Genomic DNA, 26,206 nt, shown 5'->3' on the forward strand with positions numbered 1-26,206 from the left:
GGGACAGGCATGGCCCTCGCGCCTGGGCACCGTCGGTTCCGGTCGGTCACCCGGTCGAACCGGACAGGTTCGGCCGGGTCGCGTTTGCGGTGGAGAAGGTGCCGGGAATGGCCCTGCGGACGGTCGGAGGGCGGGGCGGTGGGCGGTCCGACGCGCGGGGCGTGCCGGAGAGGGACACGGGACAAGGACCCGACAGCTTGGGGGTGGTGCGGTGGACAGTCAGGTGATGCCCGCACAGGCAGGCGTCCCGAACGCTCCCTTCCGGCAGTTCATCGTGAAGGTGCACGGCAGGTGCAACCTCGCCTGCCGCTACTGCTATCTCTACGAGGGCCCCGACAGCACCTGGCGGGACCGGCCCGCCGCCACACCTCCCGAGGTGCTGGAGCGTGCCGCGTACCGCATCGCCGAGCACGCGGCGGCGCACGGACTGACCGACCTCTCCCTCGTCCTGCACGGCGGTGAGCCCCTCCTCGCGGGGGCGGACACGCTCACCCGATTCACCACGCGCGTACGCCGGAGCGTCCCTGCGGCCTGCACGGTGCACGCGACGGTCCAGACCAACGCCACCCTCCTGACCGGGGACCGTGTCGGCGCGCTCGCCCGGCACGGCGTACGCGTCGGCATCAGCCTCGACGGAGGCCTTCCCGCGCACAACGCCCGACGCGTCGACCGCGCCGGCCGTCCCTCCTGGCCCGCCGCGGTACGTGGCGCGAGTCTGATGGCCGACCGCTTCCCGCAGGCCTACGCCGGAGTGCTGACGGTGATCGACCCGGACACCGACCCCGTGGCCGTCTACGAGTCCCTGCTGGCCCTGCGCCCGCCGGCCGTCGACCTGTTGCTGCCGCACGGGAACTGGTCGGCTCCACCGCCCCACATCGGGCCGGGGCCGGACACCGGACCGGGTTCGGCGCGGACGCCGTACGGCGACTGGCTGTGCGCGGTCTTCGACCGCTGGTGGCGCGGGCGGCGCAGGGAGGTCCGGGTACGTCTCTTCGAGGAGTGCATCGCCCTGCTGATGGGACTTCCCGCGGCCACCGAGTCGCTGGGCCTGGCCCCCTTCGACGCCGTCGTCGTGGAGACCGACGGAAGCATCGAGCAGGTCGACTCGCTCAAGTCGGCCTTCGACGGCGCCGCCCGGACGGGCCTCGACGTCTTCCGGCACGGCTTCGACGAGGCGCTGCGCCATCCCGGCGTCGCGGCCAGGCAGGCGGGTGCCGCGGCGTTGGGCGCCCGCTGCCGGGCCTGCCCCCTGCTGACGGTGTGCGGGGGAGGCCACTACGCCCACCGCTACCGCGCCGGAGAGGGGTTCGCCAATCCCTCCGTCTACTGCGCCGACCTGCAGCGCTTCATCCGGCATGTGGCCGGCCGGCTGGCGCAGGCGGCGGACGCGGGCCGGACCCTGACCGGACCGGCCGTTCACCGAGGAGACAGCCCGTGATCCCGTCGGCGCTGACAGAGCGGGCCCTGACCGAGCAGGCCCTCACCGAACTGGGCCGCACAGCGGGCGGACCCGACACCCTGGCCGCTCTGGCGAGGGACCAGCACGCGCGGCGCCTGCTCCTGCTCCGCGCGGTCCTGGACGCCGTCGAGGCGGCCGACCCGCAGGTGTGCCCGCAGGCGCTGCGTGAACGGCTGCGGGAGGACTGGTCGTTGCTGGAGGAGGCGGACCGGGCGGGCGGGGCGGACACCGCGGTGCCCGGCGCGGAGGGCGCCGTCCGCAGCTCGCCCGCCCACGCCCGGATCCTGTACCCGCTCGTCGGCCCGTGGGCCCGCGACTGCCTGCGCGCGCTCGGCACGGGAGCGGCCTCCCCCACGGCGCTCCGGCAGCGGGCCGACACCGTGCGCCGCGGTCTCGCCCACTTCGGCGCGCTGGCCGCGGCGTCCGCGGCGCGGGCGGGGGTGTCCTTCTCCGTACGGCTGACAGCGGGCGAGGACACGCTGGGCCTGCCGTCGCTGGGGGCGCTGCGGACGCCCGGGTCCGGCGAGGGAGCCGCGGGAACCGTCGACGTCGTCCACCGCGGCGGCCGTACGACGCTGCGCCGGCCCGGCCACGCCGATGTCGTGGTGCACGAGGCGGGCCACCCGGGCACCGTTCGCGGGGTCAGCGCGGCCACGTACTCCCGGGCCGGCTGCTGGATCCCGGCGTACAGCCTGCCGGGTCTGCTGCCCGGCTCCGCTCCCGTACCCCTGGACGACCTCGACCCCTACCGCATGGTGAACGGCGGCTTCCGGCACCAGGGGCTGAGCGGCCCCGCGACCCTCGACGGGGCCGACCGGGAGCGGTGGTTCCACTCCTGGTCGGGGGTGCTCCCGGTGCTCCGGCTCGGCGGTGAGCACCGGGTGGCGGAGGTCGCCGCCCTCCTGCGCTGTCTGGTGCCGCTGGTCGCGCCGGCCGCCTCCGGGGAGCACGGCCGGGCACCGGGGAGCTGCAGCGGGACCCGGCGGGAGGCCTTCGGCGCGGTGCTCAGCAGCACCCCGCCCACCGCGGCCACGTTCGCGGCGACCCTCGTGCACGAGGTGCAGCACGCCAAGCTCGCGGCCCTCAGCGACATGGTCGTGTTGCACCGCGAGGGCCCGCAGGAACGGTACTTCGCGCCGTGGCGGCCGGACCCCAGGCCGTACGACGGGCTTCTGCAGGGTGTCTACAGCCATGTGGCGCTGGCGGACTTCTTCCAGCGCTGCGCACTGGACCCCGGCGCCCGGCCGGGGCAGCGGGACGCGGCGTGGCGGGAACACGCGCGCTATCGGGCCCAGGTCGGAACGACGCTGCCGGTGATCGCGCGGGCCGGCAGCCTCACGCCGTCGGGGCACCGGCTGGTGGAGCGACTGGCCGAGGAATGCGAGCGGATGAGTGAGCATCCGCCTCCTCGGGGCGTACGGATCGGTGCGGAGGCGGCGGTGAATGCCGCCCGGGAGCGCTGGCTCGCTTCCGTACGCCCTCCGAACGGGTGAGAGGGAGGTGTGTTCAGCAGGGTGTGACGGGTGCTGACAAGTCAAGATCGCTGAAAAATTACCCATGAGACGACGTGTGCGGGGCAATTTTCTCGAAAGTGTGCGAGTGAGACTGCTGGAGTTGTCAACTGGCGTCGGACTAGCCGCTGTTGGTCATTCCCGTACGCGTCCGGACTCCACTAGACTTCACGCGTTTTGAAACGCGGGGGAGGCCGATGCATGTCCGGAAGCCGTGCGCCGGTCGGACCGCCCGGCAGGCGTGTCCGCGAGGAAGAAGCCGTCACGATCAGCTTCGCCGGTTACAACCGGGCCTGGGCGGCCTGGATCGGCCATGTGCTCGAGCGCCGCGGGCAGCATGTCGTGTACCAGCGGTGGGTGGGCCCTTCGGAGGTCCCGCTGGCGGACCAGTTACGGGACCTGAAACTCGCCCGTGGACGCATCCTCATCGTCGTCAGTGAGTGGTACTTCCAGCTCGGGCCGAGGACGCACGAGGAGTGGAACGCCGCACTGCGCGAGGTGGTGGCCCCCGATCCGGAGCGGTTCGCCGCGGTCCTGGTGACCACACAGCCGGTGCCGACGGCGACCGCCGTGCTCGCCGCAACGGACCTCACGTTGATGGGCGCCGAGGAAGCCGAACGACGGGTGCTCGACCGGCTCGATCTGCTCGACCGCCCCGTGTCGGAACCTCAGATCGGCGCACGACGGGTGCCGCGCTTCCCGACCGCCACGCCAGAGGTCTGGGGGCCGACGGTCCCGCGCCGCAACACCCGCTTCACCGGGCGCGAAGAGCTGCTGAACGAGGCGTACCAACTGCTGCAGGACGCCGAGCCGGGCGCCGGGGTCGTGACCTTCCACGGCATGCCGGGAGTGGGCAAGACCCAGCTGGCCGCCGAGTTCGTGTACCGGTTCCGCCTGGAGTACGACGTGGTCTGGTGGGTGCGCGCCGAGAAACGGGCCGTCTACCGGCGGACCCTGGCCGAACTCGCGCCGAAACTGGGGCTGTCCACCGGCGCCGACTACGGCGAGCGGCTGCGCGCGGTGCGTACCTCGCTGCGCCGGGGCGAGCCCTACGCGAAATGGCTGTTGGTCCTGGACGGCGCCGACGAGCCGGAGCAGATCTCGAACCTCGTGCCGACCGGTACGGGCCACGTCCTGATCACCTCGCGCAACCCGCAGTGGCGGGAGCACAACAGCAGACTGCTGGAAGTGCCCGTCTACGACCGGGCGGAGTCGGTGGCCTTCGTGCGCCGCCGTGCCCCGCGGCTGACCATGGCCGAGGCGGGACAGCTCGCCGAGGCGCTGGAGGACCTGCCGCTGGTGCTGGACCAGACGGCCGGCTGGCTGAACGACTCGGACATGTCGGTGGCGCGGTACATCGACCTGTTGAAGGGGAGAATGGACCAGAACGTGGTGAGGGTGTCCCCCGATTTCCCGATGCCCTTCCAACAGGCCTGGTCGATACTGCTCGGCAAGCTGTACGAGGCGGTTCCGGAATCGGTCGACCTGCTGCGGCTGTGCACGTTCTTCGCGCCCGGCCTCATCCCCGTGAGCCTGCTCCGGCAGATGCCGACCGACCGGCTGCCCGAGCGCGTCGCCGCCCTGCTGGACGACCCGCAGCTGTGGGGGAAGGCGGTCAAACAGCTGCGGCGCTACTCCGTCATCCCCGAGGAGTTCCAGACGGCCGACCCCGACGAGACCGCAGCCTCGGACGAGCCCTTCTACCTGCACCGGATGGTCCACCAGATCGTCCGCCAGAACATGCCGGACGACGACCGTGAGCTCTTCACCGACGTGGTGCGGCGGGCCCTGGTGTCGGCCGATCCCGGCAGTCCGGACAACCCCAGGTCCTGGGACGGCTACGCCCAGCTCGTTCCCCATCTGGAACACGCGGACGTGCTGAGCAGCGAGGACCGCGGAGTGCAGCGCCTCGTCCTCAACAGCCTGCGCTACATGTACAGCTCGGGTGAGCACGCGGCCGGCCTGGAACTCGGCGAGCGTGCCATGGAGGCCTGGCGCGCGCTGCTCGGCGAGAACCACCCGAGGGTCTGGGAAGTGGCCCACGACTACGCCAACCTGCTGCGTGCGGTGGGCGACTACCAGCGCTCGGAGGCGGTCGCGCGCGCGGCCGTCGAGTACCTGAGGGGCGAGCAGGGCGCCGATTCGCTGGCGCACCTGCGCGCGGTGAACGGACTGGCGGCGGACCTGCGCGCGCTCGGCCGGTACGAGGAGTCACTGGAGCTCTCCGAGTGGCTCGTCTCGGCGTGCCGCAGTTCGCTGAGCGAGGGTTCCGTGGTGACCCTGCGCGCCGAGAACAACCTGGCGGTCTCCCTGAGGCTCCTCGGCCGGTACGAGGAGGCGCTGGAACGCGACCGGCGCACACTGGAGGAGCGACGAGCGCTCCTGGGCGAGGGGCACGTGGACCCGCTGTCCTCCGAGAGGTCCTACGCGACGGACCTCCGCCTGCTGGGCCAGTACAAGAGAGCTGGATCGATCCAGCGGGAGAACGTACGTGAACTGCGGAAGGCCGTCGGGCCGGACCATCACGAGACCATTGCCGCCGAGCACAACCTGGCGCTGTGCGTGTACGGCGGCAACGACCGGCGCCAGGGCGTGGCGCTCCTCGCCGACCTGCGGGAACGCAGTGAGCGTGTCCTGGGGGAGACCCACCCCTACACATTGATCATCACCACCGGGCACAGCTGTTTCGCCCGTCGCGACGGTGACATCGACGAGGCGCGCGCCGCCAGCGAGTCCGTGATCGCCCGCTACGAGGTGATGCTCCCCGAGGGCCACCCCTACATCGCGGGATCCCGGGCGAACCACGCGCTGATCCTCCACGACGTGGGTGAACGCGAGCAGGCCCACGAACTCGCCGAGCAGGCGCTGGCGGGCCTGACGGCGGCCGTGGGCAGGGACCACCCCTGGACACTGGGCTGTGCCGTCAACGTCTCCGCCGTGCGCAGGACCATGGGCAACTTCGACGGGGCCGCCGAGCTCAGCCAGGCCACCGCGTCCAGGGCCACCGCGGCCCTGGGGCGCACCCATCCGCTGACGCTCTGCGCGCGGGTCGCCCTCGCGGACGACCTGCGGGGACTCAGGAGCAGCCAGCAGGCCGACAAGATCGAGCAGGAGGCACTGACGGACCTGACCGCCACGTTCGGCTCCCAGCATCCCCAGGTCGTGTCGGCCCGTTCCCGCAGACGGCCCTTCTGGGACTTCGAGCCGCACACCACCTGAGCCGGGGAAGTGGGCTCGCCGACGTATACCTTCGAGCGCACCGGGGAATGAAGCCAGTTCCCGTCCAACAGCCGCAGAAATCCGGAGAGTTGAACCGGGGGGACGTGTGGTGATTCTGGTGGGGCCCGTGCCGGAGGGCGCGGACGGGCCGATCCCCGTCCAGATCGAGACGGACCGGGATCAGGGCACCGACGACGGCCTCGGCGCTGTCTACGGTGACGTGAAGGTCAGGGGGCGGGCCACCCAGCGGGTCGTCGCGGTGGCCCATGACGCGTACACGGACGGGCTGGAGCTGGCCAGACGATGCGCCGCGCAGGCCGTCAGCCGGTTCGGTGAACTCACCGACGACCTGCGCCCCGACGAGATCGAGATGCAGTTGTCGATCAAGATCGACGCGGGCATGGCGGCGCTGGTCACCAGCAAGGCCGAGGCACAGCTGCAGGTCACGTTCCGGTGGCGGACCGCCCCCGAGACCGGGACGTCGCCGGACAGCGGAGGGGGAACCGACTCGTGAGCCGTACGACCGGAGCCATACGCATCCTTCCCTACAGCCGCGTGGTGGGGCAGAACGACCTCAAGCTGGCACTGGAACTGAACTACGTGGCACCGCGCATCGGCGGTGTCCTGATGGCCGGGGCCCGGGGCACCGCCAAGTCCACCCTGGTGCGCGCCTTCGCCCTGATGGCACACGCGGAACTGCCCGTCACCCTCCCCATCAACGCCACCGACGACCGGGTGGTCGGCGGCTGGGAGCTGGAGGCGCTGATGCGCGGCGAGGCCCGCCCCCAGCCGGGACTGCTCGAAGAGGCGGCGGAGAAGGGGCTCCTCTACATCGACGAGGTCAACCTGCTCGACGACCACCTCGTCAACGTCATCCTCGACGTCGTCTCCACCGGGGTGCTGTCCGTGCAGCGCGAAGGGCTCGCCACCGCCAAGCACGTCTCCTTCGGCCTGGTGGGCACGATGAACCCCGAAGAGGGCTGGCTGCGGCCGCAGTTGCTGGACCGCTTCGGGCTCATGGTCACCGCGCAGCAGCAGGACACCGACACCCGGCATCGGACGATCAAGACGGTGCTCACCTTCGAGGAGGAGCACGAGAAGGAGCAGTCGCCCTGGCTGGAGGACGCCGAGCGGGACAACTCCGCGACCCGTGACCTGCTGGAGCGCGCCAGGAGCCGGGTGGCCACGATGAAGGTGCCGGACGAGGTGGTCCAGCTGTGCGCCCAGGTGGCCCAGCGGGTGGAGGCCGTCGGACAGCGCGGCGAGATCGTCGCGACCCTGGCGGCCCGCGCGCTCGCCGCCCTGGAGGACGCGGACGGCGTGGAGCCCGGCCATCTCCACCGGGTCATGCCGATGGCGTTCCGGCACCGCAGGCCGGAGACCGCCCACGGCGGCGCCTTCGACTGGACCCCGGACGACGAGGCCCGTGTCAGGGACCTCTTCGACGCGGGCTGAGCCACGCCATGTCCGAGGAACCTCCGAGCGACGTCGTCCCGGGCGCCGACGCCGGCGCCGTACCGGATCCCGGTGTGTCCCGCGCACCGCGGGAGGAGCCGCCGGATCTCGCGCTGCGCCTGTGCCGGGCGCTCGTCTGCGCCGCGGTCGACCCCGCTCTGGGCAGCGTGCTGCTGTTCGACCTGGAGCCCCAGCTGCTCGATCCGGTGGCCCGGCTCTTCGGCCGGATCCTGGCCGGGCCCCGGCAGCCGGCCGCCCCCCTGGTCATGCTGGGCGCCACCAGCAGGGACGAGGACCTGTGGACCCGGCCCGTCCTGCGGCAGGAGACCGACGGCATCGCGTTCCGCGTGGAACCGGGCCCGCTCATCCAGGCGGACGACCGGCCGGGAGCGGTGCCGCCCGTGGTCGTCGTACCGGACCTGTGCCGGCTCAGCGTCGCCGGAATGCGCGGAGCCGTCCAACTGCTGGGCGCCGACGTGGCCGTGGTCGAACAGGCGGGACTGCGCCAGGAGGCCAGGCCCCGGGCCCGCTGGCTGGCCGCCTGCGGTTCGGCCGAGGCGGGCCGGCTCAGCAACCACCTGCTCGACCGGTTCGCGATCCGGCTGCCCGTCGGTGACCTGCGGACCTTCGGACCCGAGCGGCTGCTCGCCGCCTTTCCGCCGGCCTGGCTCGACGCCGCCGCCCGCGCCGTGGACGGCACCGGCGCCCCGGCCGTCACCGTCACCGACGAGGCCGTCACCCGCGTCGGCCGCCTCCTGGGCCCGGACACGGGGGTCCGCAGACAGCTCGCCCTCGCCCGGCTCGCCCGTGCCCTCGCCGCACTGGAGGGCGAGCACACGGCGACAGCCGCACACTGCGACGCGGCAGCCCGGCTGATGGGGCTCACCGTCGTCGAGACACCCCGGGCCTTCGAACCGGCTCCGGACACGGCGGAACCCGCACCGCCGCCGCCACGCGTCGCTCCGAGTCCGCGCCGTGACGCCGCCCGGCGCGGTCCGGGCGACCAGGCCGAACGCCGCCGCGCGGAAGCCGGACAGACACTCCTGGAGACCGAGCCGGCCGAAGGCATCGGCAGCGCGCCCGGCGGCGCCCCCGCCACCCCGGCCACCCCCTACCCCGAGGACCGCGCCGACGTGCTGCGCGACTTCGCCCCGCTGCGCAGCCCGTGGCAGCGGACGGCGGGAACCAACTCCCAGCGCGGAGTGGTCATCGGCTCGCGGCGAGCCAGGGACCTGAACGACCTCGCCTACGTGCGCACCGTGCGCGAGGCGGCCGTACGGCAGCGGGTACGCCGAGCCGACCGCTTCACCGTCTCGGCCACCGATCTGCACGGCTACGTCCGGACCGGAGCGCCGGAGCACATGCTCGTGCTGGTCCTCGACCACACGTGCCGGGGCGGCTGGGACTGGGACTGGCAGGACACCCTCGACCCGTACCTGCAGTGGGCCTACACCGCGCGGGCCGCCGTCCACGTGGTGGAAGTGGGCGGCGCGCGGACGGCGGACGAGCGGCGGGCGGAGTCCTTCGCCCTGCGCAGCGTCCGCGACCAGCGGCTCCTCGCGGCGCTGTACCGGCCGGCGGGCCGCGCCAGCCCGCTGGCCCACGGCATCGAACAGGCGGCGCGTGCCCTGCGCCGGGCCTTCCGGCAGCACGGCAGCGGCCTGGCCGAGGCCTGGCTGGTCGTGATCACGGACGGCCGCGGCAACATCCCGCTGCGGGCCAGCCACACCGGGCGGCTGACCGGCCCGGTCGGAGCGGCGGGCGTGGAGGACGCGCTGCTCGCCGCGGCGGACATCCGAGCCATGGACCGGACCCGGCTGCACGTCGTCGTGGTGGACGCGGGCCGCGAGCCGTACGGGACCCTGCCGTTCACCCTGGCGGAGACGCTGGGCGGCATCGTGATCGACGGACGAGGCGGGGGCCCGGACGTGGACGGAGGAGGAGACAGCGGTGAGTGGTGAGCCGCAGCGCGGCCCCCGCTGGCTGACGGGAGCGGGCAACGTGATCCGCCGGGCGCCCCTGCCCCGCCCCAAGACGGCCATCCGCCAGGAACTGCCCGCGCTGCTCCACCTGCTGCGTCCCCAGGAGGGCCCGACCGGGACGGGCCGGGTCGAGGCCAGGCTCCACGAACGCCTGGAGGAGGGGTACGCGCTGCTGCGGGTGTTCCGGGCGGCCGGGGTCGGCGGACAGGACGGCTACCGCTTCCAGGGCTGGTGCGGCGACCTCAAGGTCGCCTGCGCGGCCGGGCCGACCCGGCTCACGGCCCCCGCCGTGGGACTCGGCAACCTCGCCCCGAGCGGCGAGTTCCCCTCCGAGATCCTGCGCGGGATCCAGCACTGGTCGGGCAACCAGGGCGAACTGGCCGACTGGATCAACCGGGCGCGCGCCCGGCACGGCGACGTGCTGCGCCTCATCGTGTGGGACGACACGGGGTACGAACTGCCGTGGGAGGCGTTCTGGGTGCCACCGGACCATGAACACGGCCTGCCGGGCGGCCTCCTGGGCGCCCTGCTGGTCCTGACCCGCTGGACCACCGTGCACGAGGGCAGCCAGGGGCTGCCGCGCGCCACCGGCGAGTGCCGGGGCAACGTCCTGGCCTACCTCCACGAGGACATGGCGGACGACTCGCACATCTTCGCGCCGTACGTCCACCGCACGCATCCCGAGATGACGTCCTTCCTGCGGGCGCTCGACGCCACGGAGCAGGAGGACCCCACCGGCCTCGTCTACATGGGCTGCCACGGCACCTACGGCGACGCCGTCATGCGCCTCACGCTGGCGCAGCGCACCTGGGCCGAGTACAACGGCCAGGCCATGCACGTCCTGAACAGGGACCGCTCCATCGTGTGCCTCAACGCGTGCCACTCGGGACGCTTCGTGGACAACCGGAGCCAGGGCGAGAACGTCCTGCGCGGATTCGCCGAACTCTTCCTGCGCAAAGGCGCGAGCGGCTGCATCGTCACCGCGGGGGAGGTCGGCGACCACGAGGCGCGCGTACTGATCCGGCGCCTGGTGCGCGAGGTGACCGGCCGTCCCGACCACCCGGTCCCCGAGACGCTGCGGGCCTTCCGGGCGGGCGCCCTCCGGGACTTCGGCCCTCTGGCGGCCATCCCGACAACGCGCAACGATGACGGTCAGGTGGACGAAGTCGGTCAAAAGCGCGTCATGAGGTTGCTGTACGCCTTCGCCTTCCAGTACTACGGACATCCGCTCACCACACTGCGACTCATGACCGAGAAAGGGCACAACGCCTGGGGAGGGAGTCCGTGACGAACCTCGACGACCACACCCTCCTGATCGAACCCGTCGTGGCCTGGCCGCGGACCGCCGAGACGGAGTGCGAGTACCTGGTCACCGTCGACCTGCGAGGTCCCCTCCCCGAGGACGAGGACACCGCCGGGAGCTGGCCCTACCCGGACGAGGAGTTCACCTTCACCGTCACCCTCGACGGCTCCCCCTACTTCGTCTGCACCGCGCTCGACGAACCGAGCGTCGTCCTGCACCGGTTCGGCGGCACGTACGGCCCCGCCCACTTCCGGGTGTCGACCGGACGCGCGACCGGCCACGCGTCGCTGTGGCTGACGGTCAACAACCAGTGGGGCGTGCCGGTCCGCAAGGCGGAACTGCACTCCGAGATCCGGGAACGCGTGTCCGGCAGCGCACCCGCCGCGCGCCTCGCGGAGGTCATGCGCCAGCGGGCCGCCACCGCCGACCACGTGCTCACCCCCCGGACGCCGGAACGCCTCGGCGACCTGCCGGGGGACGCGGAGCGGCGGGCCGTGGACCACCGCACGTCGGGCCGGCAGGCCCCGGACGGCGGTCTGCCGGAGCTGGTCCCGCGGCGCAGCCCACCACGGCGGCTGCGGACCGGACGGCAGACCGTGACCCTCAGCTTCGCCGGGGTCCACCGGGCCTGGGCCGTCTGGATCGGCCACCACCTGGAACTGCGCGGTCACCGTGTCGTGCACCAGCGGTGGGACCCGCCGTCCGGCGCGTCGGTCGAGGAATCGCTCCGTGACCTCCTGCTGGCCCCGGGACCCGTCCTGCTGCTCCTCAGCGACCAGTACTTCCGGCTGGACGCCCATACGGCCCAGGAGTGGAGCCAGGCCCTGCACCGGGTCGTCGCACCGAACCTGCGGCGGATCGCGGCGGTGACGGTGGCGCCCTCCGTCCCGCCCCCTGCGGCAGCGGCCGTGCTCGACGCGGTCACCCTGCACGACGTGGGCGCCGAGGAGGCGGAGCGCCGCTTCCTGGACCGGCTGGACCTGCCGTCGGAGCCGCTTGCGGAACAGCCGAAGGACACCCGGCCGGGCCCGCCCTTCCCGGTGCACACCCTGCGCGTCTGGGGCCGGGTGCCTGAGCGCAACGACCGCTTCACCGGCCGCGTACCGCTGCTGAACACGGTCTACGAAGGGCTCCAGCGCGAGAGCCGGATCATCCTGTACGGCATGTCGGGCGTCGGGAAGACCCAGCTGGCCGCCGAGTACGCCTACCGCTTCGCCTCCGGATACCACGTGGTGTGGTGGGTGCACGCGGGCAACAGGGCGGCGTTCCGGCAGGGCCTGGCGGAGCTGGCCCCGGCCCTGGGACTGCCGACGGGGCTCCAGTACGGCGAGCGGCTGCGGGCCGTCCGGGACGCGCTGGCGCAGGGCGAGCCCTACCCGCGCTGGCTGCTCGTCGTGGACGGCGCCGACGAACCGGACGAGATCAGGGACCTCCTGCCGACGGGCACCGGGCACGTCCTCATCACCTCCTGCAACCCGGACTGGAACCCCGTGCCCGGCGCGCTCGTGGAGGTCTCCGGCTACGACCGTGCGGAGTCGATGGCGTTCATCCGGCGCCGCGCGCCCCGGCTGACCGAGGAGGACTCCTGGCAGCTGGCCGAGGCGCTGGAGGACCTGCCGCTGCTCCTCGACCAGACCGCGGGCTGGCTGGAGGAGTCCGGCATGCCCGTGGCGGAGTACCTCAGGGAACTCCTGACGGGAGACGTGGACCGGGACGCCCTGGTCCAGGTGTCGGCGGACTTCCCGATGACCTTCCGTACCGCCTGGGCGATCCTGCTCGACAAGTTCCGTACCACCTCGCCGGAGTCCGTGCGGCTGCTCAGGCTGTGCACGTTCTTCGCCCCCGACGCGGTGCCCGTGCGGCTGCTGAGGGGGGCACCCGCCGAAGGACTGCCGCCCGCCGTGGCGCACCTGCTGGGCGACGACGCGACCTGGGACCGCGCCGTGGAGCAGCTGCGGAAGTACTCGGTGGTCCATGTCGAGCACCCGCCGCAGGACCCGTCGAGCGAGTTCCTCTCCCTGCACCGGATGGTCCACCGGACGGTCCGGCACGACATGACCCCCCAGGAGTACGAGAGCTGCGCCGAGGCGGCGAGGTACGTGCTCGTCGTCTCCGACCCGGACGACCCCAGCCGTGCCTCCCTGTGGCACCGGTACGCCGAACTCGTCCCGCACCTGGAGCACGCGGACCTGCTCTCGTCCATCGACCCGCCCACCCAGCGGCTCGTCCTCAACTGCCTCCGCTATCTCTACCTCTCGGGCGAGTACGCCACCGGCGTGCGGTTCGCCGAGCGGGCCCTGGCGGCCTGGCAGGGGCGCCAGGACGAGCACGCCGACCTGCTGTGGGACCTCGGCCACCACTACGCCAACCTGCTGCGCAGCATGGGCGCCTACGAGGACAGCGAAGCGGTGAGCCGGGCGGCCGTCGAGGAACACCGCGCGAAGGGCGGCGCCCGCGACGAGCGGTATCTGCGCGCGGTCAGCAGTCTCGCCGCCGACCTGCGCGAACTGGGGCGCTACGAGGAGTCGCTGAGGCTGTCGCAGGAGGTCTGCGACGGATACGCGGCACTCTCCGGCGACCAGGACCCCTGGACCCTCGCGGCGCAGAACAACAAGGCGTCCTCGCTCAGGCTGCTCGGCCGCTACGAGGAGGCTCTGGAGATCGGCCGGCGCGTGCTCGACAGCCGCAGGGACGTCCTGGGGCCGCGCCATGTCTGGACGCTGTACAGCGAGATGTGGTGTGCGACCGACCTGCGGCTCCTCGGCCGCTACGAGGAGGCCCTGGACCTGCAGGCGCGCAGTGTGGCCCGGCACAAGGACGCCCTGGGAAACGATCACCCCCAGACCCTGCAGGCCGACTACAACCTGGCCCAGTGCCTGTACCGCACGGGCGACCGCGAAGAGGCGGGAGAACTCTTCGACACCGTACGGGCCAAGAGCGAACGGGTCCGCGGCAAGCGCAACTCGTTCACCCTGTTGTTCGCCGTCGCGCACAGCTGCTTCATGCGGGAGCACGCCGACATCGACCAGGCCCACGCGCTCAGCGAGCGGGTCGTCGCCCGCTATCTGCGGCTGCTCGGGCCTGCCCATCCGTTCGTCGCCGGAGTACGGAGCAACCAGGCGCTCATCCTGCGCGCGGTCGGCGAACGGACCCAGGCCCGCGATCTCGCCGAGCGGGCCCTGGCCGACATGACGCGTGCCGTCGGGCCCGACCACCCCTGGGCGCTCGGCTGCGCCGTCAACGCCGCGATGGCGCGGCACCTCACCGGCCGCGTCGAGGGGGCCGCCGAGCTGAGCCGGGACACGGTGGAGCGCGCCGGCCGGATCCTGGGCCGGGGCCATCCGCTGGCGCGGGTTGCCCGCCGGGCCCTCGACACCGACCTGTCGGCGCTGCGGGACGAGCACACGCCGGCGCCCGGGGACCGGGCACGCCTCTACTGGAACTTCGAACCCCACACGAGCTGACCGGGGGAACAACACGAAGGGCCCGGTCGTGAGCCGTACAGCGCTCACGACCGGGCCCCACCCGCACAGAGGCGTGGTACTCCGTGTCCGTCCGGGCTACGCGTCGAACACGTCCCGCACGAGCTGCTCCTGCTCGGCCTGGTGGCGCTTGGCGGAGCCCACCGCGGGGGACGAGCCCGCCGGACGCGAGATGCGCCGCAGCCGCTCCCCGTGGGGGACGTCCGCGCCGACCGCCAGGTCCAGGTGGTCGATCAGGTTGAGCGCGATGAACGGCCACGCTCCCTGGTTCGCCGGCTCCTCCTGGGCCCACAGGTACTTCTCGGCGTTCGGGTACTTGGCGATCTCCGCCTGGAGCTCGGCACCCGGGAGCGGGTACAGGCGCTCGATGCGGATGACGGCCGTGTCCGTGATGCCGCGCTTCTTCCGCTCGGCGTCGAGGTCGTAGTAGACCTTGCCCGCCGTGAAGACGACCTTCTTCACCGCCGCCGGGTCGACCGAGAAGTCACCGATGACCGGACGGAAGCCGCCCGTCGTGAACTCCTCCGCCTTCGACGCGGCCGCCTTCAGCCGGAGCATCGACTTCGGGGTGAAGACCACCAGCGGCTTGTGGTGCGGGTTGTGCACCTGCCACCGCAGGAGGTGGAAGTAGTTCGACGGGAGCGTCGGCATGGCGACCGTCATGTTGTTCTGCGCGCACATCTGGAGGAAGCGCTCCGGGCGGGCGGACGAGTGGTCCGGGCCCTGGCCCTCGTAGCCGTGCGGGAGGAGCAGCGTGACGCCGGACGTCTGGCCCCACTTCTGCTCCGCCGACGAGATGAACTCGTCCACCACCGTCTGGGCGCCGTTGACGAAGTCGCCGAACTGCGCCTCCCACATCACGAGGGACTCGGGACGCGCCAGCGAGTAGCCGTACTCGAAGCCCATCGCCGCGTACTCGCTGAGCAGCGAGTCGTAGCAGTTGTAGCGGGCCTGGTCCTCCGAGAGGTACTGCAGCGGGGTGAAGTCCTCGGCCGTCTCCCGGTCGATGAGGACCGCGTGGCGCTGGCCGAACGTGCCCCGCCTGGAGTCCTGGCCCGAGAGGCGCACCGGGGTGCCCTCCAGGAGCAGGGAGCCGATCGCGAGCGTCTCGCCCATGCCCCAGTCGATCGTGCCGTCCTCGACCATCGACGCGCGGCGCTGCAGCTGGGGCAGCAGACGCGGGTGGATGGTGACGCGCTCGGGGATGTTGACCTGGGACTCGGCGATCCGCTTGACGACCTCCTGGGAGACGGCCGTGGTGACCGCCACCGGGAACTCGGGCTGCACGTCCGGGACATGGGCCTCGGACGAGGCGGACGTCGCCTCACGGACCTCCGTGAAGACCTTCTCCAGCTGGCCCTGGTAGTCCTGAAGGGCCTGCTCGGCCTCTTCCAGCGTGATGTCGCCCCGGCCGATCAGCGACTCGGTGTAGAGCTTGCGCACCGAACGCTTCTTGTCGATCAGGTCGTACATCAGCGGCTGGGTGAAGGCCGGGTTGTCGGACTCGTTGTGACCGCGGCGGCGGTAGCAGATGAGGTCGATCACCACGTCCTTGTTGAACGCCTGGCGGAACTCGAAGGCGAGGCGCGCGACCCGCACCACGGCCTCCGGGTCGTCGCCGTTCACGTGGAAGATCGGGGCCTCGATCATGCGGGCCACGTCGGTGGCGTACATGGACGAACGCGAGGACTCCGGTGCCGCGGTGAAGCCGACCTGGTTGTTGATGACCACGTGGACCGTGCCGCCGGTGCGGTAGCCCCGCAGCTGCGACATGTTCAGGGTCTCGGCCACCACGCCCTGGCCCGCGAAGGCCGCGTCACCGTGCAGGGCGACGGGCAGGACCGTGAAGTCCGTGCCGCCCTTGTTGATGATGTCCTGCTTGGCGCGGGCGATGCCCTCCAGGATCGGGTCGACCGCCTCCAGGTGCGAGGGGTTGGCGGCCAGCGAGACCTTGATCTGCTCGCCGTCCAGACCCGTGAAGACGCCCTCGGCGCCCAGGTGGTACTTGACGTCGCCGGAGCCGTGCATCGACTTCGGGTCGAGATTGCCCTCGAACTCCCGGAAGATCTGCGCGTACGACTTGCCGACGATGTTCGCCAGGACGTTCAGCCGGCCGCGGTGGGCCATGCCGATGACGACCTCGTCCAGACGCGACTCGGCGGCGGAGTCGAGCACCGCGTCGAGCAGCGGGATGACGGACTCGCCGCCCTCCAGGGAGAAGCGCTTCTGGCCGACGTACTTCGTCTGCAGGAACGTTTCGAAGGCTTCCGCCGCGTTCAGCCGCCGCAGGATGCGCAGCTGCTCCTCGCGCTCCGGCTTGCTGTGCGGGCGCTCGATGCGGTCCTGGATCCACTTGCGCTGCTTCGGGTCCTGGATGTGCATGAACTCGACGCCCGTGGTGCGGCAGTACGAGTCGCGCAGCACACCGAGGATGTCGCGCAGCTTCATCAGGGACTTGCCCGCGAAACCGCCGACCGCGAACTCGCGCTCCAGGTCCCACAGGGTGAGCCCGTGCTCGGTGATGTCCAGGTCGGGGTGCTTGCGCTGGCGGTACTCCAGCGGGTCGGTGTCGGCCATGACGTGGCCGCGGACCCGGTAGGAGTGGATCAGCTCGAAGACGCGGGCGGCCTTCGTGACGTCGTCGTCGTGCGAGGCGTCGATGTCCTTGAGCCAGCGGACCGGCTCGTACGGAATGCGCAGGGCCTCGAAGATCTCGTCGTAGAAGCCGTTCTCGCCGAGGAGGTAGTTCGCGACGACGCGCAGGAACTCGCCGGACGCGGCGCCCTGGATGACCCGGTGGTCGTAGGTCGACGTGAGCGTCATGACCTTCGCGATGCCGAGCTTGTTCAGGGTGTCCTGGGACGTGCCCTGGAACTCCGCCGGGTAGTCCATCGAGCCGACGCCCATGATGACCGACTGTCCGGGCATCAGACGCGGCACCGAGTGGACGGTGCCGAGGCCGCCCGGGTTGGTCAGGGAGACCGTGACGCCCGAGAAGTCGTCCATCGTCAGCTTGCCCTCGCGGGCCCGGCGGACGATGTCCTCGTAGGCCTGCCAGAACTCGAAGAAGTTCAGCGTCTCGGCCTTCTTGATGCCCGCGACGACCAGCTGGCGGTCGCCGTTGGGCTTCACCAGGTCGATGGCGAGGCCGAAGTTGATGTGCTCCGGCTTGACCAGGGTCGGCTTGCCGTCCTTCTCCACGAAGGAGTAGTTCATCGACGGCATGGCCTTGATGGCCTGCACCATCGCGTAGCCGATGAGGTGGGTGAAGGAGATCTTCCCGCCCCGGGCACGCTTCAGGTGGTTGTTGATGACGATGCGGTTGTCGAAGAGCAGCTTCACCGGGACCGCGCGCACGGACGTCGCCGTGGGGACCTCGATGGAGGCGTTCATGTTCTTCGCGACCGCGGCGCTCGGGCCGCGCAGCGTCACGTACTGGGGCCCGTCCGAGGACGCGGTGGCCCCGGACGCCGGGGCGGCCTTGGCGGCGGCCGGCTTGGCCGCTGCGGGCTTCGCGGGCGCGGCGGCCGGAGCCGCGGCCTGCGCCTTGGCCGGTGCGGCGGCCGCGGGCTTCGCGGCCGCAGGTGCGGCGGGTGCCGGCGGAGCGGCCTTGACCGGGGCCGGCGCGGCCTGAGCCGGGGCCGGGGACGCGGCGGGGGCGGCCGGAGCCGCCGGGGCGACCGATGGGGCGGCGGTGGTTCCCGCGGCCCCCGCGGCCGCGGCACCTGCCGGAACCGAGGCGGCGACACCGCCTGGCTTGTAGTCGGCGAAGAAGTCCCACCAGGCTCGGTCTACCGAATTCGGGTCCTGGAGGTACTGCTGATAGATCTCGTCGACGAGCCACTCGTTGGGACCGAACGCTGCGGCAGGGTTCTTCCCGGCTTGGTCCTCGGTCGAGACGCTCGATGAGTTACTGGGGGACTGTGGCGACACGGCGGCAACCGCCCTCTTCCGCTTCACAAGGTGATGGACAGCGGGAATAAAGGCTACGCCCCCTGGACCGCGTAGGTCAGTCCGGGCCTGGTCATCGTCGCGTAAGTCACATCGAAAATCGTGTTTCGGCGATAGAAATGGCGGGAAACAAGCGAGGTTCCGATGTGAAGCGGACGCGCCTACTCAAGACTGCGACCCCGAAAGGCCGAGCCTCCGTGCCTGGAAACGCACGATGACACGTGTCCTGCTGCCCCATCACGTGGATCTTGGGCTCTCGCTTCGAACCCTACGTCAACCTGTCCAGCGAAGGCACTCCCGGAAGGGTGACCAGGATCCGGCAGCCTCGCTGGGATTCGGCCACGCCGATCCGGCCACCGTGCAGATCGACCGCCCAGCGGGCGATCGCGAGGCCCAGACCGGTGCCGCCGTCGCTGCCCGGACCGTGCGGCGCGACGACCCCGCCGCGGTTGAACCTCTCGAAGACACGGTGCCACTCCGAGCGCGGAATGCCCGGTCCCTCGTCCAGGACTTCGAGGTCCAGGGACTCGGGGCCGTCCCCGCGGCGGGCCTTCACCGTGACGCGGCCGTGCGGCGGGCTGTGCTTGACCGCGTTGTCGATGAGGTTGGCGACGACCTGGTGGATCCGCTCCGGGTCCGCGTGCGCGGTCAGCTCGGGCGGTGACACGTCGAGGTGCAGGTGGACGTCCGTACGGGTGTGGCTGCCGGACCCCGAGGCGATGCCCGCGCGCGCGGAGGCCACCATGTTGGCCTCCTTCAGCACACCGGACAGGTACGGCCACACCTCGAAGCGGCGCTTGCGCAGCGGTACGACGCCGTTGTCCAGGCGGGAGAGGTCAAGGAGCGTCTCCACCAGCCGGCCGAGCCGCTCGGTCTGCTTCAGGGCCGTACGCATGGTCTCGGGGTCGGCGGCCGAGACACCGTCCACCACGTTCTCCAGGACGGCCCGCAGGCCCGCGATGGGGGTGCGCAGCTCGTGCGAGACGTTCGCCACGAGCTCCTTGCGCTGCCGCTCCTGGGCCTCCAGGTCGTCCGCCATGCGGTTGATCGTCTGGGCCAGGTCGCCCAGCTCGTCGCGGCGGTCGGCGCCCTTGACCCGGCGCGTGTAGTCGCCGTGCGAGATGCCGCGCGCGACGGTGTTCATCTCGTCGAGCGGGGCGGTGATGGAGTGCGCCACGAACTGGGTGATCAGCAGCGTCGCGATCATCGAGAAGACCGTGATGAAGCGCAGCTCCGTCTCGGTGCGCACCGCGATCATCAGCAGACCGGTGGTGATGAAGACCGAGACGACGACGAGCGTGCCGAGTTTCGTCTTGATCGAGAAGGGCCGTACGTCACCCCAGGAGCCCGACCCTCCGGGGCCGGAGCCTGTCCCAGGGCCCGCGCCGGAGGCGGGACCGCCGGTGACTCCGGTGACCCGGGTGGCGGCGCCGGGTGCGGCGCTCGGACCGGGGCTCGGGGGCGTAACAGGACCGGGACCGTGGCCGACGCCGGTGGCCGTCGGGCCGGAAGCGGGGACCTCGTCCCCGGGTGCGGTGCCGGAGCCCGGCCTGTAAGCCGCTCCGGCGGTCGAAGCGGACCCGGAACTCGGCTCGGCGCCCGGCCCGTAAGGCGGACCAGGGGTTGTACCGGGGGGCGTACCGGGGTCGGTCCCGGGACCGGAAGCCGGCTCGGGAGCCGAACCGGAGCCCGGCCTGTGGCCCGGACCCGCTCCGGTGAGCAGCCCCGCGCCCGCCTTGACGCCCTTGCGCAGTACGCCGAGACCTCGCATCACATCCGCCCCCTCGATCAGGGTGCCCGACTCTAGGGCGTCGGGGTCTCCAGCGCGTAGCCCACGCCGTGCACCGTACGGATCCGCTCGGCGCCGATCTTCCGGCGCAGCGCCTTGATGTGGCTGTCCACGGTCCGGGTGCCCGAGGCGTCGGCCCAGTCCCAGACCTCGGCCAGCAGCTGCTCGCGCGAGAGGACCGCGCGCGGCGTGTTCGCCAGGCAGACCAGCAGGTCGAACTCGGTGGGCGTGAGGTGCACGTCCTCGGAGCGCACCCGTACCCGCCGCTGTGCGTGGTCGATCTCCAGCTCGCCGAGGCGCAGGATGCCGGAGCGCGGTGTGGACGCGGCCAGCGCGGCCCGCTCCACCCTGCGCAACAGCACGTGCACGCGCGCGGCCAGCTCACGCATCGAGAACGGCTTGGTCATGTAGTCGTCGGCGCCGACGCCGAGCCCGACCAGCATGTCCGTCTCGTCGTCGCGGGCGGTGAGCATCATCACCGGCACCGGACGGGCCGCCTGCACCCGTCGGCAGACCTCCAGGCCGTCGAAGCCCGGCAGCATGATGTCGAGGATGAGCAGGTCTGGCTGCCATGCCTCGGCCGTGTCCACGGCGGCCGGCCCGTCACCCGCTGTTTGCACGAGGAATCCCTCGGCGCGCAGTCGGGCGGCGATGGCGTCGACGATCGTCGGATCGTCCTCGACCACCAGCACCCGGCGCTGAGCGCCCGGCGTGGCCGCCGTGCCGTTGTGCGAGGTGTGTGTCTGCTCCATCGCCCGCCCCTGAGTGTGCTTTCCGGAACCAGTGGGGTGATCCCATGACTGCGCTTGACGCTTGAATGATCCGCGTCAGAGCAGCAGGGTACGGGCAGTGACCGCCGCTCGGCTATCCAGGTCTTACCGCGAGATGCACCGCGTCCGGAACGCCCCGGGCAACGGGGATCTCTTCGGTACGCACCCGTTGGAACCCGGCATTCCGCAAGGTTCTTGCGAAATCAGGCGAAGGTTTGGCCGACCAAACGGCCAGTACCCCCCCAGGTGTCAACACCCGTGCGCACGCGGCGAGTCCGGCCTGCGAGTACAGGCTCCCGTTGCCCTCCGTGACGGTCCACTCGGGGCCGTTGTCGATGTCGAGGCAGAGTACGTCGTACGTGTCGGATGTCTCATTGACGTACGTGACGAGATCGACCTCGACGACCTCCGTGCGCGGGTCGGTCAGCGCGTGGGCCGACAGCTCCGCGAGCGGCCCCGACCGGTGCCAGTCGATGATCGCCCGCTCCCGCTCGACGACCGCGATACGGCCCCAGCGCGGCTCGGCCGCCGCGTGGGCGAGGGAGAAGCCGACACCGAGGCCGCCGATCAGGACCCGCGGGCCCGTCCTGCCGTCCAGCGCGCCCAGGGCGGCGTCGACCAGCCGCCGTTCCGAGCGGCCGTCGGAGGTGTCCATGAGGAAGCAGCCGTTGGCGATGATCTGCAGCAGTCGGCCGTGCCGGCGCAGCACGACCTCGCCGTACGGGCCTTCGCGGCGGTCGAGGACTTCGGGGAGGCCGTGAGCAGCGTCGTACGGGGTGGTCATGGCCCCATCCTGGCAAGTTCGCCCTGACCGGGCAGCGGATTTGAGCCGCGCCCGGCCGCCCGGCTGTGGAGACGATCGCTCACAGCGAACAGCGCGGGGGGAACAATCAAGGGCTCACGTGCATTGAGTCGACATAGCTCAACTTGAATGCCGAAGGGGAGATCATGACTTTGACGTCCGAACCGCTCACTCTGCCCGTGCTGCCGCTCGACGACGAGGTCGTGCTGCCCGGCATGGTGGTGCCTCTGGACCTCAGCGACGCCGACGTACGCGCCGCGGTGGAGGCCGCACAGGCCGCCGCGCGCTCCAGTGGGGACAGCAAGCCACGGGTGCTGCTTGTTCCGCGGATCGACGGCACGTACGCGAACACGGGGGTGCTCGGCACGGTCGAGCAGGTGGGACGCCTCGCCGACGGCGACCCCGGCGCCCTGATCCGCGGCCGCGACAGGGTGCGGGTCGGCGCCGGTACGACCGGTCCCGGCGCGGCGCTGTGGGTGGAGGGTGTCCAGGTCGAGGAGACCGTCCCGGACCCGCTGCCCGGCTCCGTGACCGAGCTGGTCAAGGAGTACAAGGCGCTGGCCACCAGCTGGCTGAAGAAGCGCGCCGCCTGGCAGGTCGTGGACCGCGTCCAGCAGATCGACGACGTGGCCACCCTCGCCGACAACTCCGGCTACTCGCCGTTCCTGACGACCGCCCAGAAGGTCGAGCTCCTGGAGACCGCCGACCCGGTGGCCCGGCTGAAGCTCGCCACCGAGCACCTGCGCGAGCACCTCGCCGAGCAGGACGTCGCCGAGTCCATCGCCAAGGACGTACAGGAAGGTGTGGACAAGCAGCAGCGTGAGTTCCTGCTGCGGCGGCAGCTGGAGGCCGTGCGCAAGGAGCTGCGCGAGCTGAACGGCGAGGCGGAGGGCGAGGAGTCCGACGACTACCGGGTGCGCGTCGAGTCCGCCGACCTCCCCGAGAAGGTCCGTGAGGCCGCGCTCAAGGAGGTCGAGAAGCTGGAGCGCTCCAGCGACCAGTCGCCCGAGGGCTCCTGGATCCGGACCTGGCTCGACACCGTGCTCGAACTCCCGTGGAACGACCGCACCGAGGACGAGTACGACATCCAGGGCGCCAAGGCGATCCTGGACGCCGAGCACGCCGGCCTGGACGACGTGAAGGAGCGCATCACCGAGTACCTGGCGGTCCGCAAGCGGCGCAACGACCGGGGGCTGGGTGTCGTGGGCGGGCGTCGTGGTGGCGCCGTGCTCGCGCTCGTCGGGCCGCCCGGCGTCGGCAAGACCTCGCTCGGCGAGTCCGTCGCCCACGCGATGGGCCGCAAGTTCGTCCGGGTCGCCCTCGGCGGCGTACGGGACGAGGCGGAGATCCGCGGCCACCGGCGTACGTACGTCGGCGCGCTGCCCGGCCGGGTCGTGCGCGCCATCAAGGAGGCCGGGTCCATGAACCCGGTGATCCTCCTCGACGAGATCGACAAGGTGGGCTCCGACTTCCGGGGCGACCCGGCGGCGGCCCTCCTCGAAGTCCTCGACCCGGCCCAGAACCACACCTTCCGGGACCACTACCTGGAGGTCGAGCTCGACCTGAGCGACGTGGTGTTCCTGGCCACGGCCAACGTCCTCGAGGCCATCCCGGAGGCGCTCCTGGACCGCATGGAGCTGGTGCGGCTCGACGGGTACACCGAGGACGAGAAGGTCGTCATCGCCCGGGACCACCTGCTCCCGCGCCAGCTGGAGCGGGCCGGTCTGGAGAAGGACGAGGTCACCCTGGAGGAGAGCGCGCTGCGCGGGCTGGCCGGCGAGTACACCCGCGAGGCGGGCGTACGGAACCTGGAGCGGGCCGTCGCACGGCTGCTCCGCAAGATCGCCGCACAGCACGAACTCGGCGAGCGGGAGCTGCCGTTCACGGTCGGCGCGGACGATCTGCGCGCCCTGATCGGCCGGCCGCACCACGTGCCCGAGTCGGCCCAGGACCCGGCCGAGCGCCGCACGGCGGTGCCCGGGGTGGCGACCGGCCTCGCGGTCACCGGCGCGGGCGGTGACGTCCTCTTCGTCGAGGCGTCGCTGGCCGACCCGGAGACGGGCGCGGCGGGGCTGACGCTCACCGGCCAGCTGGGCGACGTGATGAAGGAGTCGGCGCAGATCGCTCTCTCCTTCCTGCGCTCCCACGGCGCCGAGCTGGAACTGCCGGTCGCCGACCTGAAGGACCGGGGCGTGCACATCCACTTCCCGGCGGGCGCGGTGCCGAAGGACGGCCCGAGCGCCGGTGTCACGATGACGACGGCGCTCGCCTCGCTCCTGTCGGGCCGCCTGGTCCGTACGGACGTGGCCATGACGGGCGAGGTCTCGCTCACCGGCCGGGTGCTCCCGATCGGCGGCGTGAAGCAGAAGCTGCTCGCCGCGCACCGGGCCGGGGTCACGACGGTCGTGATCCCGAAGCGCAACGAGCCCGACCTGGACGACGTCCCGGCCGAGGTCCTGGAGAAGCTCGACGTCCACGCGGTGACGGACGTCCGCCAGGTCCTGGAACTGGCGCTGGCACCGGCGACCAACGGCGCGGCGACGGAGGTTCCGGTGGCGGCGTGACGGACGCCACCGGTCGAGGAAGGCCCGGGTCCCTCTTCGCGAGGGGGCCGGGCCTTCTGCATGCGTATGTATGCGCATGTATGCGCACCTGTGTGGACGGACGGTCAGCCGTTGGCCAGTGCCACCACCCGGTCCAGGGCGCCGTTGAACTTGTCGTGGTCGCCCACCGTCGGGCCGGACGACGTGTACTGCCACATCGTGTAGAAGCTCCAGCCCGCCGGCAGCGTGCCCACCGTCGAGGCGTAGCGGGCGATCCAGAGCGGGTTGGCGGAGGCGAAGCCGGAGTAGTTCCCGGTGCACTCGGTCCACCAACTGGTGGCCGAGTAGATGACGGCGTCGCGGCCGGTGCGGGCCTTGTACTGGTTCAGGAAGTCACGGATCCAGGTGACCATCGCGCTCTGCGTCTTGCCGTAGCAGGCCGCCCCGTAGGGGTTCCACTCGATGTCGAGGGCGCCCGGCAGCGTCCTGCCGTCCCGCGACCAGCCGCCGCCGTGGTCCACGAAGTAGTTGGCCTGGGTGGCGCCGCCCGTCGTGTCGGGGGTCGCGAAGTGGTACGCGCCCCGGATCATGCCGACGTTGTACGAGCCGTTGTACTGCTGGGTGAAGTAGGGGTTCGTGTAGTACGTCCCCTCGGTGGCCTTCACGTAGGCCCATCTCACCCCGCTGCTCCACAGGGTCGACCAGGCGACGTCGCCCTGGTGGCTGCTGACGTCCACGCCCTCGGTCTGCGTGGCGTCGCCGGGGGTGGGCAGGCCGTCCTGGCCGTCGTGCGCGAGGACGCCGATGCCCAGGTGGGCGGAGCCGCGGGCGGGGACGTCGGCCGCCCGGACGGGGTGGGTGAGGAGCAGGGAGAAGGCGGCGAGCAGGATGCCCACCGCGCTCAGGCGGGTCCTGAGACGGTCGAGTGCGTGTGGGGGGTGGGCCGTTCCGGATCTGTGCACGTACATGTGCGTGCCTCCGAAGGCTTGGCAAGTGTGGCGTGGGCATGCCATGTGGGGTCCGGTGAAGACGCTACGTACGGGGACGGCCGGCGGGGAAGGGGGTCCGGAGGCTGCCGTTGGTCTATTCCTGCGAAATACTGGCTCAGCTGCGGCAACGGTTGTCTTTGGCGGAAACTTTCAGGATCGGGAAAACCGGGTCATGGGTGCTGACGTGCACGAGGGCGGAAACGGCGAGGGGCACGGGGTGGGGGCCGGCGCCACGGGGAGTGATGGGGATCCGGGGGCCGTGGATCCCCGCTCGGTGGATCCGGGCTCGGTGGATCCGCGCTCCGTGGACCAGGAGTTCCTCGCTCTGGAGCGTGAGCTGACCGTTCTGTTGCGGCGGGCGCGGGCGTCCTCCGGCGAGATGGTCCGTGAGGTCCATCCCGACCTGGAGTCCTCCGCGTACGGGCTGCTCGTGCGCCTGGAGGAACGCGGCCGGCAGCGGGCGACCGAGCTGGCCGCGTACATCGGTGTCGGCAAGGCCACGATGTCGCGGCAGTTGCGGGCGCTCGAAGAACTCGGGCTCGTCGCCCGCGAGCCCGATCCTGCGGACGGGCGGGCCTGGCTCGTCCATCTCACGGAGGTGGGGCGGGAGCGGTTCCGTCGGGTCCGGGATGCTCGGCGGGCCCGGTATGTGCGGGAGCTTGCCAGCTGGGAGCGGCGGGAGGTGGCTGAGCTGGCTCGGTTGCTGCATCAGCTGAATCGTGGGGTTGAGCGCGGCTGATTGGGAGCGGGGGTGGGGGCTCGCGGTTGTTTGTCGGGTGCGGGTTGTCTGTCGCTTGGTGCGCAGTTCCCCGCGCCCCTGAGGGGGTGGGGGGTTGTGTGGTGTGTCAGGTGCGGGTTGTCTGTGGCTCGGCGCGCCGTTCCTCGCGCCCCTGAGGGGAGGGGGCTCGCGGTCGTTTGTCGGGTGTGGGTCGGTGGGGGCTTGGTGCGCCG

At 71.7% G+C, this 26,206-nt stretch carries 15 protein-coding genes; 10 read left to right on the forward strand and 5 right to left on the reverse strand.

All coding sequences use genetic code 11. The annotated features are described in order from the left end of the window. Nucleotides 1-226: 226 nt before the first annotated feature. The 8 genes from ACLVWQ_RS08675 (at nt 227) to fxsT (ACLVWQ_RS08710) (ending at nt 14,393) form a co-directional block, all read left to right on the forward strand. Nucleotides 227-1,438 carry an FxsB family cyclophane-forming radical SAM/SPASM peptide maturase gene (locus ACLVWQ_RS08675; protein ID WP_414107643.1) on the forward strand — a complete coding sequence of 404 codons (1,212 nt, stop codon included), beginning with the start codon at nt 227-229 and terminating at the stop codon, nt 1,436-1,438. Continuing rightward, a complete protein-coding gene (locus ACLVWQ_RS08680) occupies nt 1,435-2,952 on the forward strand; it encodes an aKG-HExxH-type peptide beta-hydroxylase (RefSeq protein WP_414107644.1) in 1,518 nt (505 codons plus the stop codon). The genes ACLVWQ_RS08675 and ACLVWQ_RS08680 overlap by 4 nt, the downstream gene beginning before the upstream one ends. Nucleotides 2,953-3,171: 219 nt before the next feature. Further along, nucleotides 3,172-6,189: an FxSxx-COOH system tetratricopeptide repeat protein gene (gene fxsT, locus ACLVWQ_RS08685; protein ID WP_414107645.1), complete on the forward strand. Its 3,018-nt coding sequence runs from the start codon at nt 3,172-3,174 to the stop codon at nt 6,187-6,189. A 106-nt stretch (nt 6,190-6,295) separates the two neighbouring features. Continuing rightward, the gene (locus ACLVWQ_RS08690; protein WP_414107646.1) at nt 6,296-6,703 is read left to right on the forward strand and encodes a CU044_2847 family protein; all 408 of its coding nucleotides are present in this window, start codon (nt 6,296-6,298) and stop codon (nt 6,701-6,703) included. After that, nucleotides 6,700-7,644, forward strand: coding sequence for an AAA family ATPase (locus ACLVWQ_RS08695; RefSeq protein WP_414107647.1), 945 nt, complete (start codon nt 6,700-6,702; stop codon nt 7,642-7,644). Before ACLVWQ_RS08690 ends, ACLVWQ_RS08695 begins: the two co-directional genes overlap by 4 nt. A gap of 8 nt (nt 7,645-7,652) precedes the next feature. After that, nucleotides 7,653-9,605, forward strand: a complete 1,953-nt coding sequence (locus ACLVWQ_RS08700) for a magnesium chelatase (RefSeq protein WP_414107648.1) — start codon at nt 7,653-7,655, stop codon at nt 9,603-9,605. After that, the gene (locus tag ACLVWQ_RS08705; RefSeq protein WP_414107649.1) at nt 9,595-10,914 is read left to right on the forward strand and encodes a CHAT domain-containing protein; all 1,320 of its coding nucleotides are present in this window, start codon (nt 9,595-9,597) and stop codon (nt 10,912-10,914) included. Before ACLVWQ_RS08700 ends, ACLVWQ_RS08705 begins: the two co-directional genes overlap by 11 nt. Then, the gene (gene fxsT, locus ACLVWQ_RS08710; protein WP_414107650.1) at nt 10,911-14,393 is read left to right on the forward strand and encodes an FxSxx-COOH system tetratricopeptide repeat protein; all 3,483 of its coding nucleotides are present in this window, start codon (nt 10,911-10,913) and stop codon (nt 14,391-14,393) included. The genes ACLVWQ_RS08705 and fxsT (ACLVWQ_RS08710) overlap by 4 nt, the downstream gene beginning before the upstream one ends. A gap of 96 nt (nt 14,394-14,489) precedes the next feature. Here fxsT (ACLVWQ_RS08710) and ACLVWQ_RS08715 read toward each other — a convergent pair whose 3' ends face one another. The 4 genes from ACLVWQ_RS08715 to ACLVWQ_RS08730 form a co-directional block, all read right to left on the reverse strand. Beyond that, entirely contained in the window at nt 14,490-18,344 is a 3,855-nt protein-coding gene (locus tag ACLVWQ_RS08715) for a multifunctional oxoglutarate decarboxylase/oxoglutarate dehydrogenase thiamine pyrophosphate-binding subunit/dihydrolipoyllysine-residue succinyltransferase subunit (RefSeq protein ID WP_414107651.1), read from the reverse strand. 286 nt (nt 18,345-18,630) lie between these two features. Then, nucleotides 18,631-19,680 carry an ATP-binding protein gene (locus ACLVWQ_RS08720; protein ID WP_414107828.1) on the reverse strand — a complete coding sequence of 350 codons (1,050 nt, stop codon included), beginning with the start codon at nt 19,678-19,680 and terminating at the stop codon, nt 18,631-18,633. A 485-nt stretch (nt 19,681-20,165) separates the two neighbouring features. Next, nucleotides 20,166-20,903 (reverse strand): response regulator transcription factor, encoded by a 738-nt coding sequence (locus ACLVWQ_RS08725; protein ID WP_055509869.1) that lies wholly within the window; start codon nt 20,901-20,903, stop codon nt 20,166-20,168. A 112-nt stretch (nt 20,904-21,015) separates the two neighbouring features. Next, complete coding sequence (locus ACLVWQ_RS08730; protein ID WP_414107652.1) at nt 21,016-21,705, reverse strand: spermidine synthase; 690 nt, start codon at nt 21,703-21,705, stop codon at nt 21,016-21,018. 164 nt (nt 21,706-21,869) lie between these two features. On the opposite strand from ACLVWQ_RS08730, the gene lon reads away from it, so the two are divergent. Further along, nucleotides 21,870-24,287 carry an endopeptidase La gene (lon, locus tag ACLVWQ_RS08735; RefSeq protein ID WP_414107653.1) on the forward strand — a complete coding sequence of 806 codons (2,418 nt, stop codon included), beginning with the start codon at nt 21,870-21,872 and terminating at the stop codon, nt 24,285-24,287. 104 nt (nt 24,288-24,391) lie between these two features. Here lon and ACLVWQ_RS08740 read toward each other — a convergent pair whose 3' ends face one another. Then, on the reverse strand, nt 24,392-25,234 hold the full coding sequence (locus ACLVWQ_RS08740; protein WP_414107654.1) for a lysozyme: 843 nt from the start codon (nt 25,232-25,234) through the stop codon (nt 24,392-24,394). Nucleotides 25,235-25,439: 205 nt separating this feature from the next. Between ACLVWQ_RS08740 and ACLVWQ_RS08745 the strand changes: the two genes are divergently transcribed. Next, on the forward strand, nt 25,440-25,994 hold the full coding sequence (locus ACLVWQ_RS08745) for a MarR family winged helix-turn-helix transcriptional regulator (protein ID WP_414107829.1): 555 nt from the start codon (nt 25,440-25,442) through the stop codon (nt 25,992-25,994). The last annotated feature ends 212 nt before the right edge of the window (nt 25,995-26,206 follow it).

It is taken from the genome of Streptomyces sp. CWNU-52B (assembly GCF_047444975.1).
Taxonomy (GTDB): domain Bacteria; phylum Actinomycetota; class Actinomycetes; order Streptomycetales; family Streptomycetaceae; genus Streptomyces.

Excerpts from the sequence above, each read along its gene's own strand:
- ACLVWQ_RS08740 (WP_414107654.1), bottom strand. The coding sequence starts at position 25,234 with ATGTACGTGCACAGATCCGGAACGGCCCACCCCCCACACGCACTCGAC.
- lon (WP_414107653.1), top strand. The coding sequence starts at position 21,870 with ATGACTTTGACGTCCGAACCGCTCACTCTGCCCGTGCTGCCGCTCGAC.
- ACLVWQ_RS08725 (WP_055509869.1), bottom strand. The coding sequence starts at position 20,903 with ATGGAGCAGACACACACCTCGCACAACGGCACGGCGGCCACGCCGGGC.
- ACLVWQ_RS08675 (WP_414107643.1), top strand. The coding sequence starts at position 227 with ATGCCCGCACAGGCAGGCGTCCCGAACGCTCCCTTCCGGCAGTTCATC.
- fxsT (WP_414107645.1), top strand. The coding sequence starts at position 3,172 with ATGTCCGGAAGCCGTGCGCCGGTCGGACCGCCCGGCAGGCGTGTCCGC.
- ACLVWQ_RS08700 (WP_414107648.1), top strand. The coding sequence starts at position 7,653 with ATGTCCGAGGAACCTCCGAGCGACGTCGTCCCGGGCGCCGACGCCGGC.
- ACLVWQ_RS08730 (WP_414107652.1), bottom strand. The coding sequence starts at position 21,705 with ATGACCACCCCGTACGACGCTGCTCACGGCCTCCCCGAAGTCCTCGAC.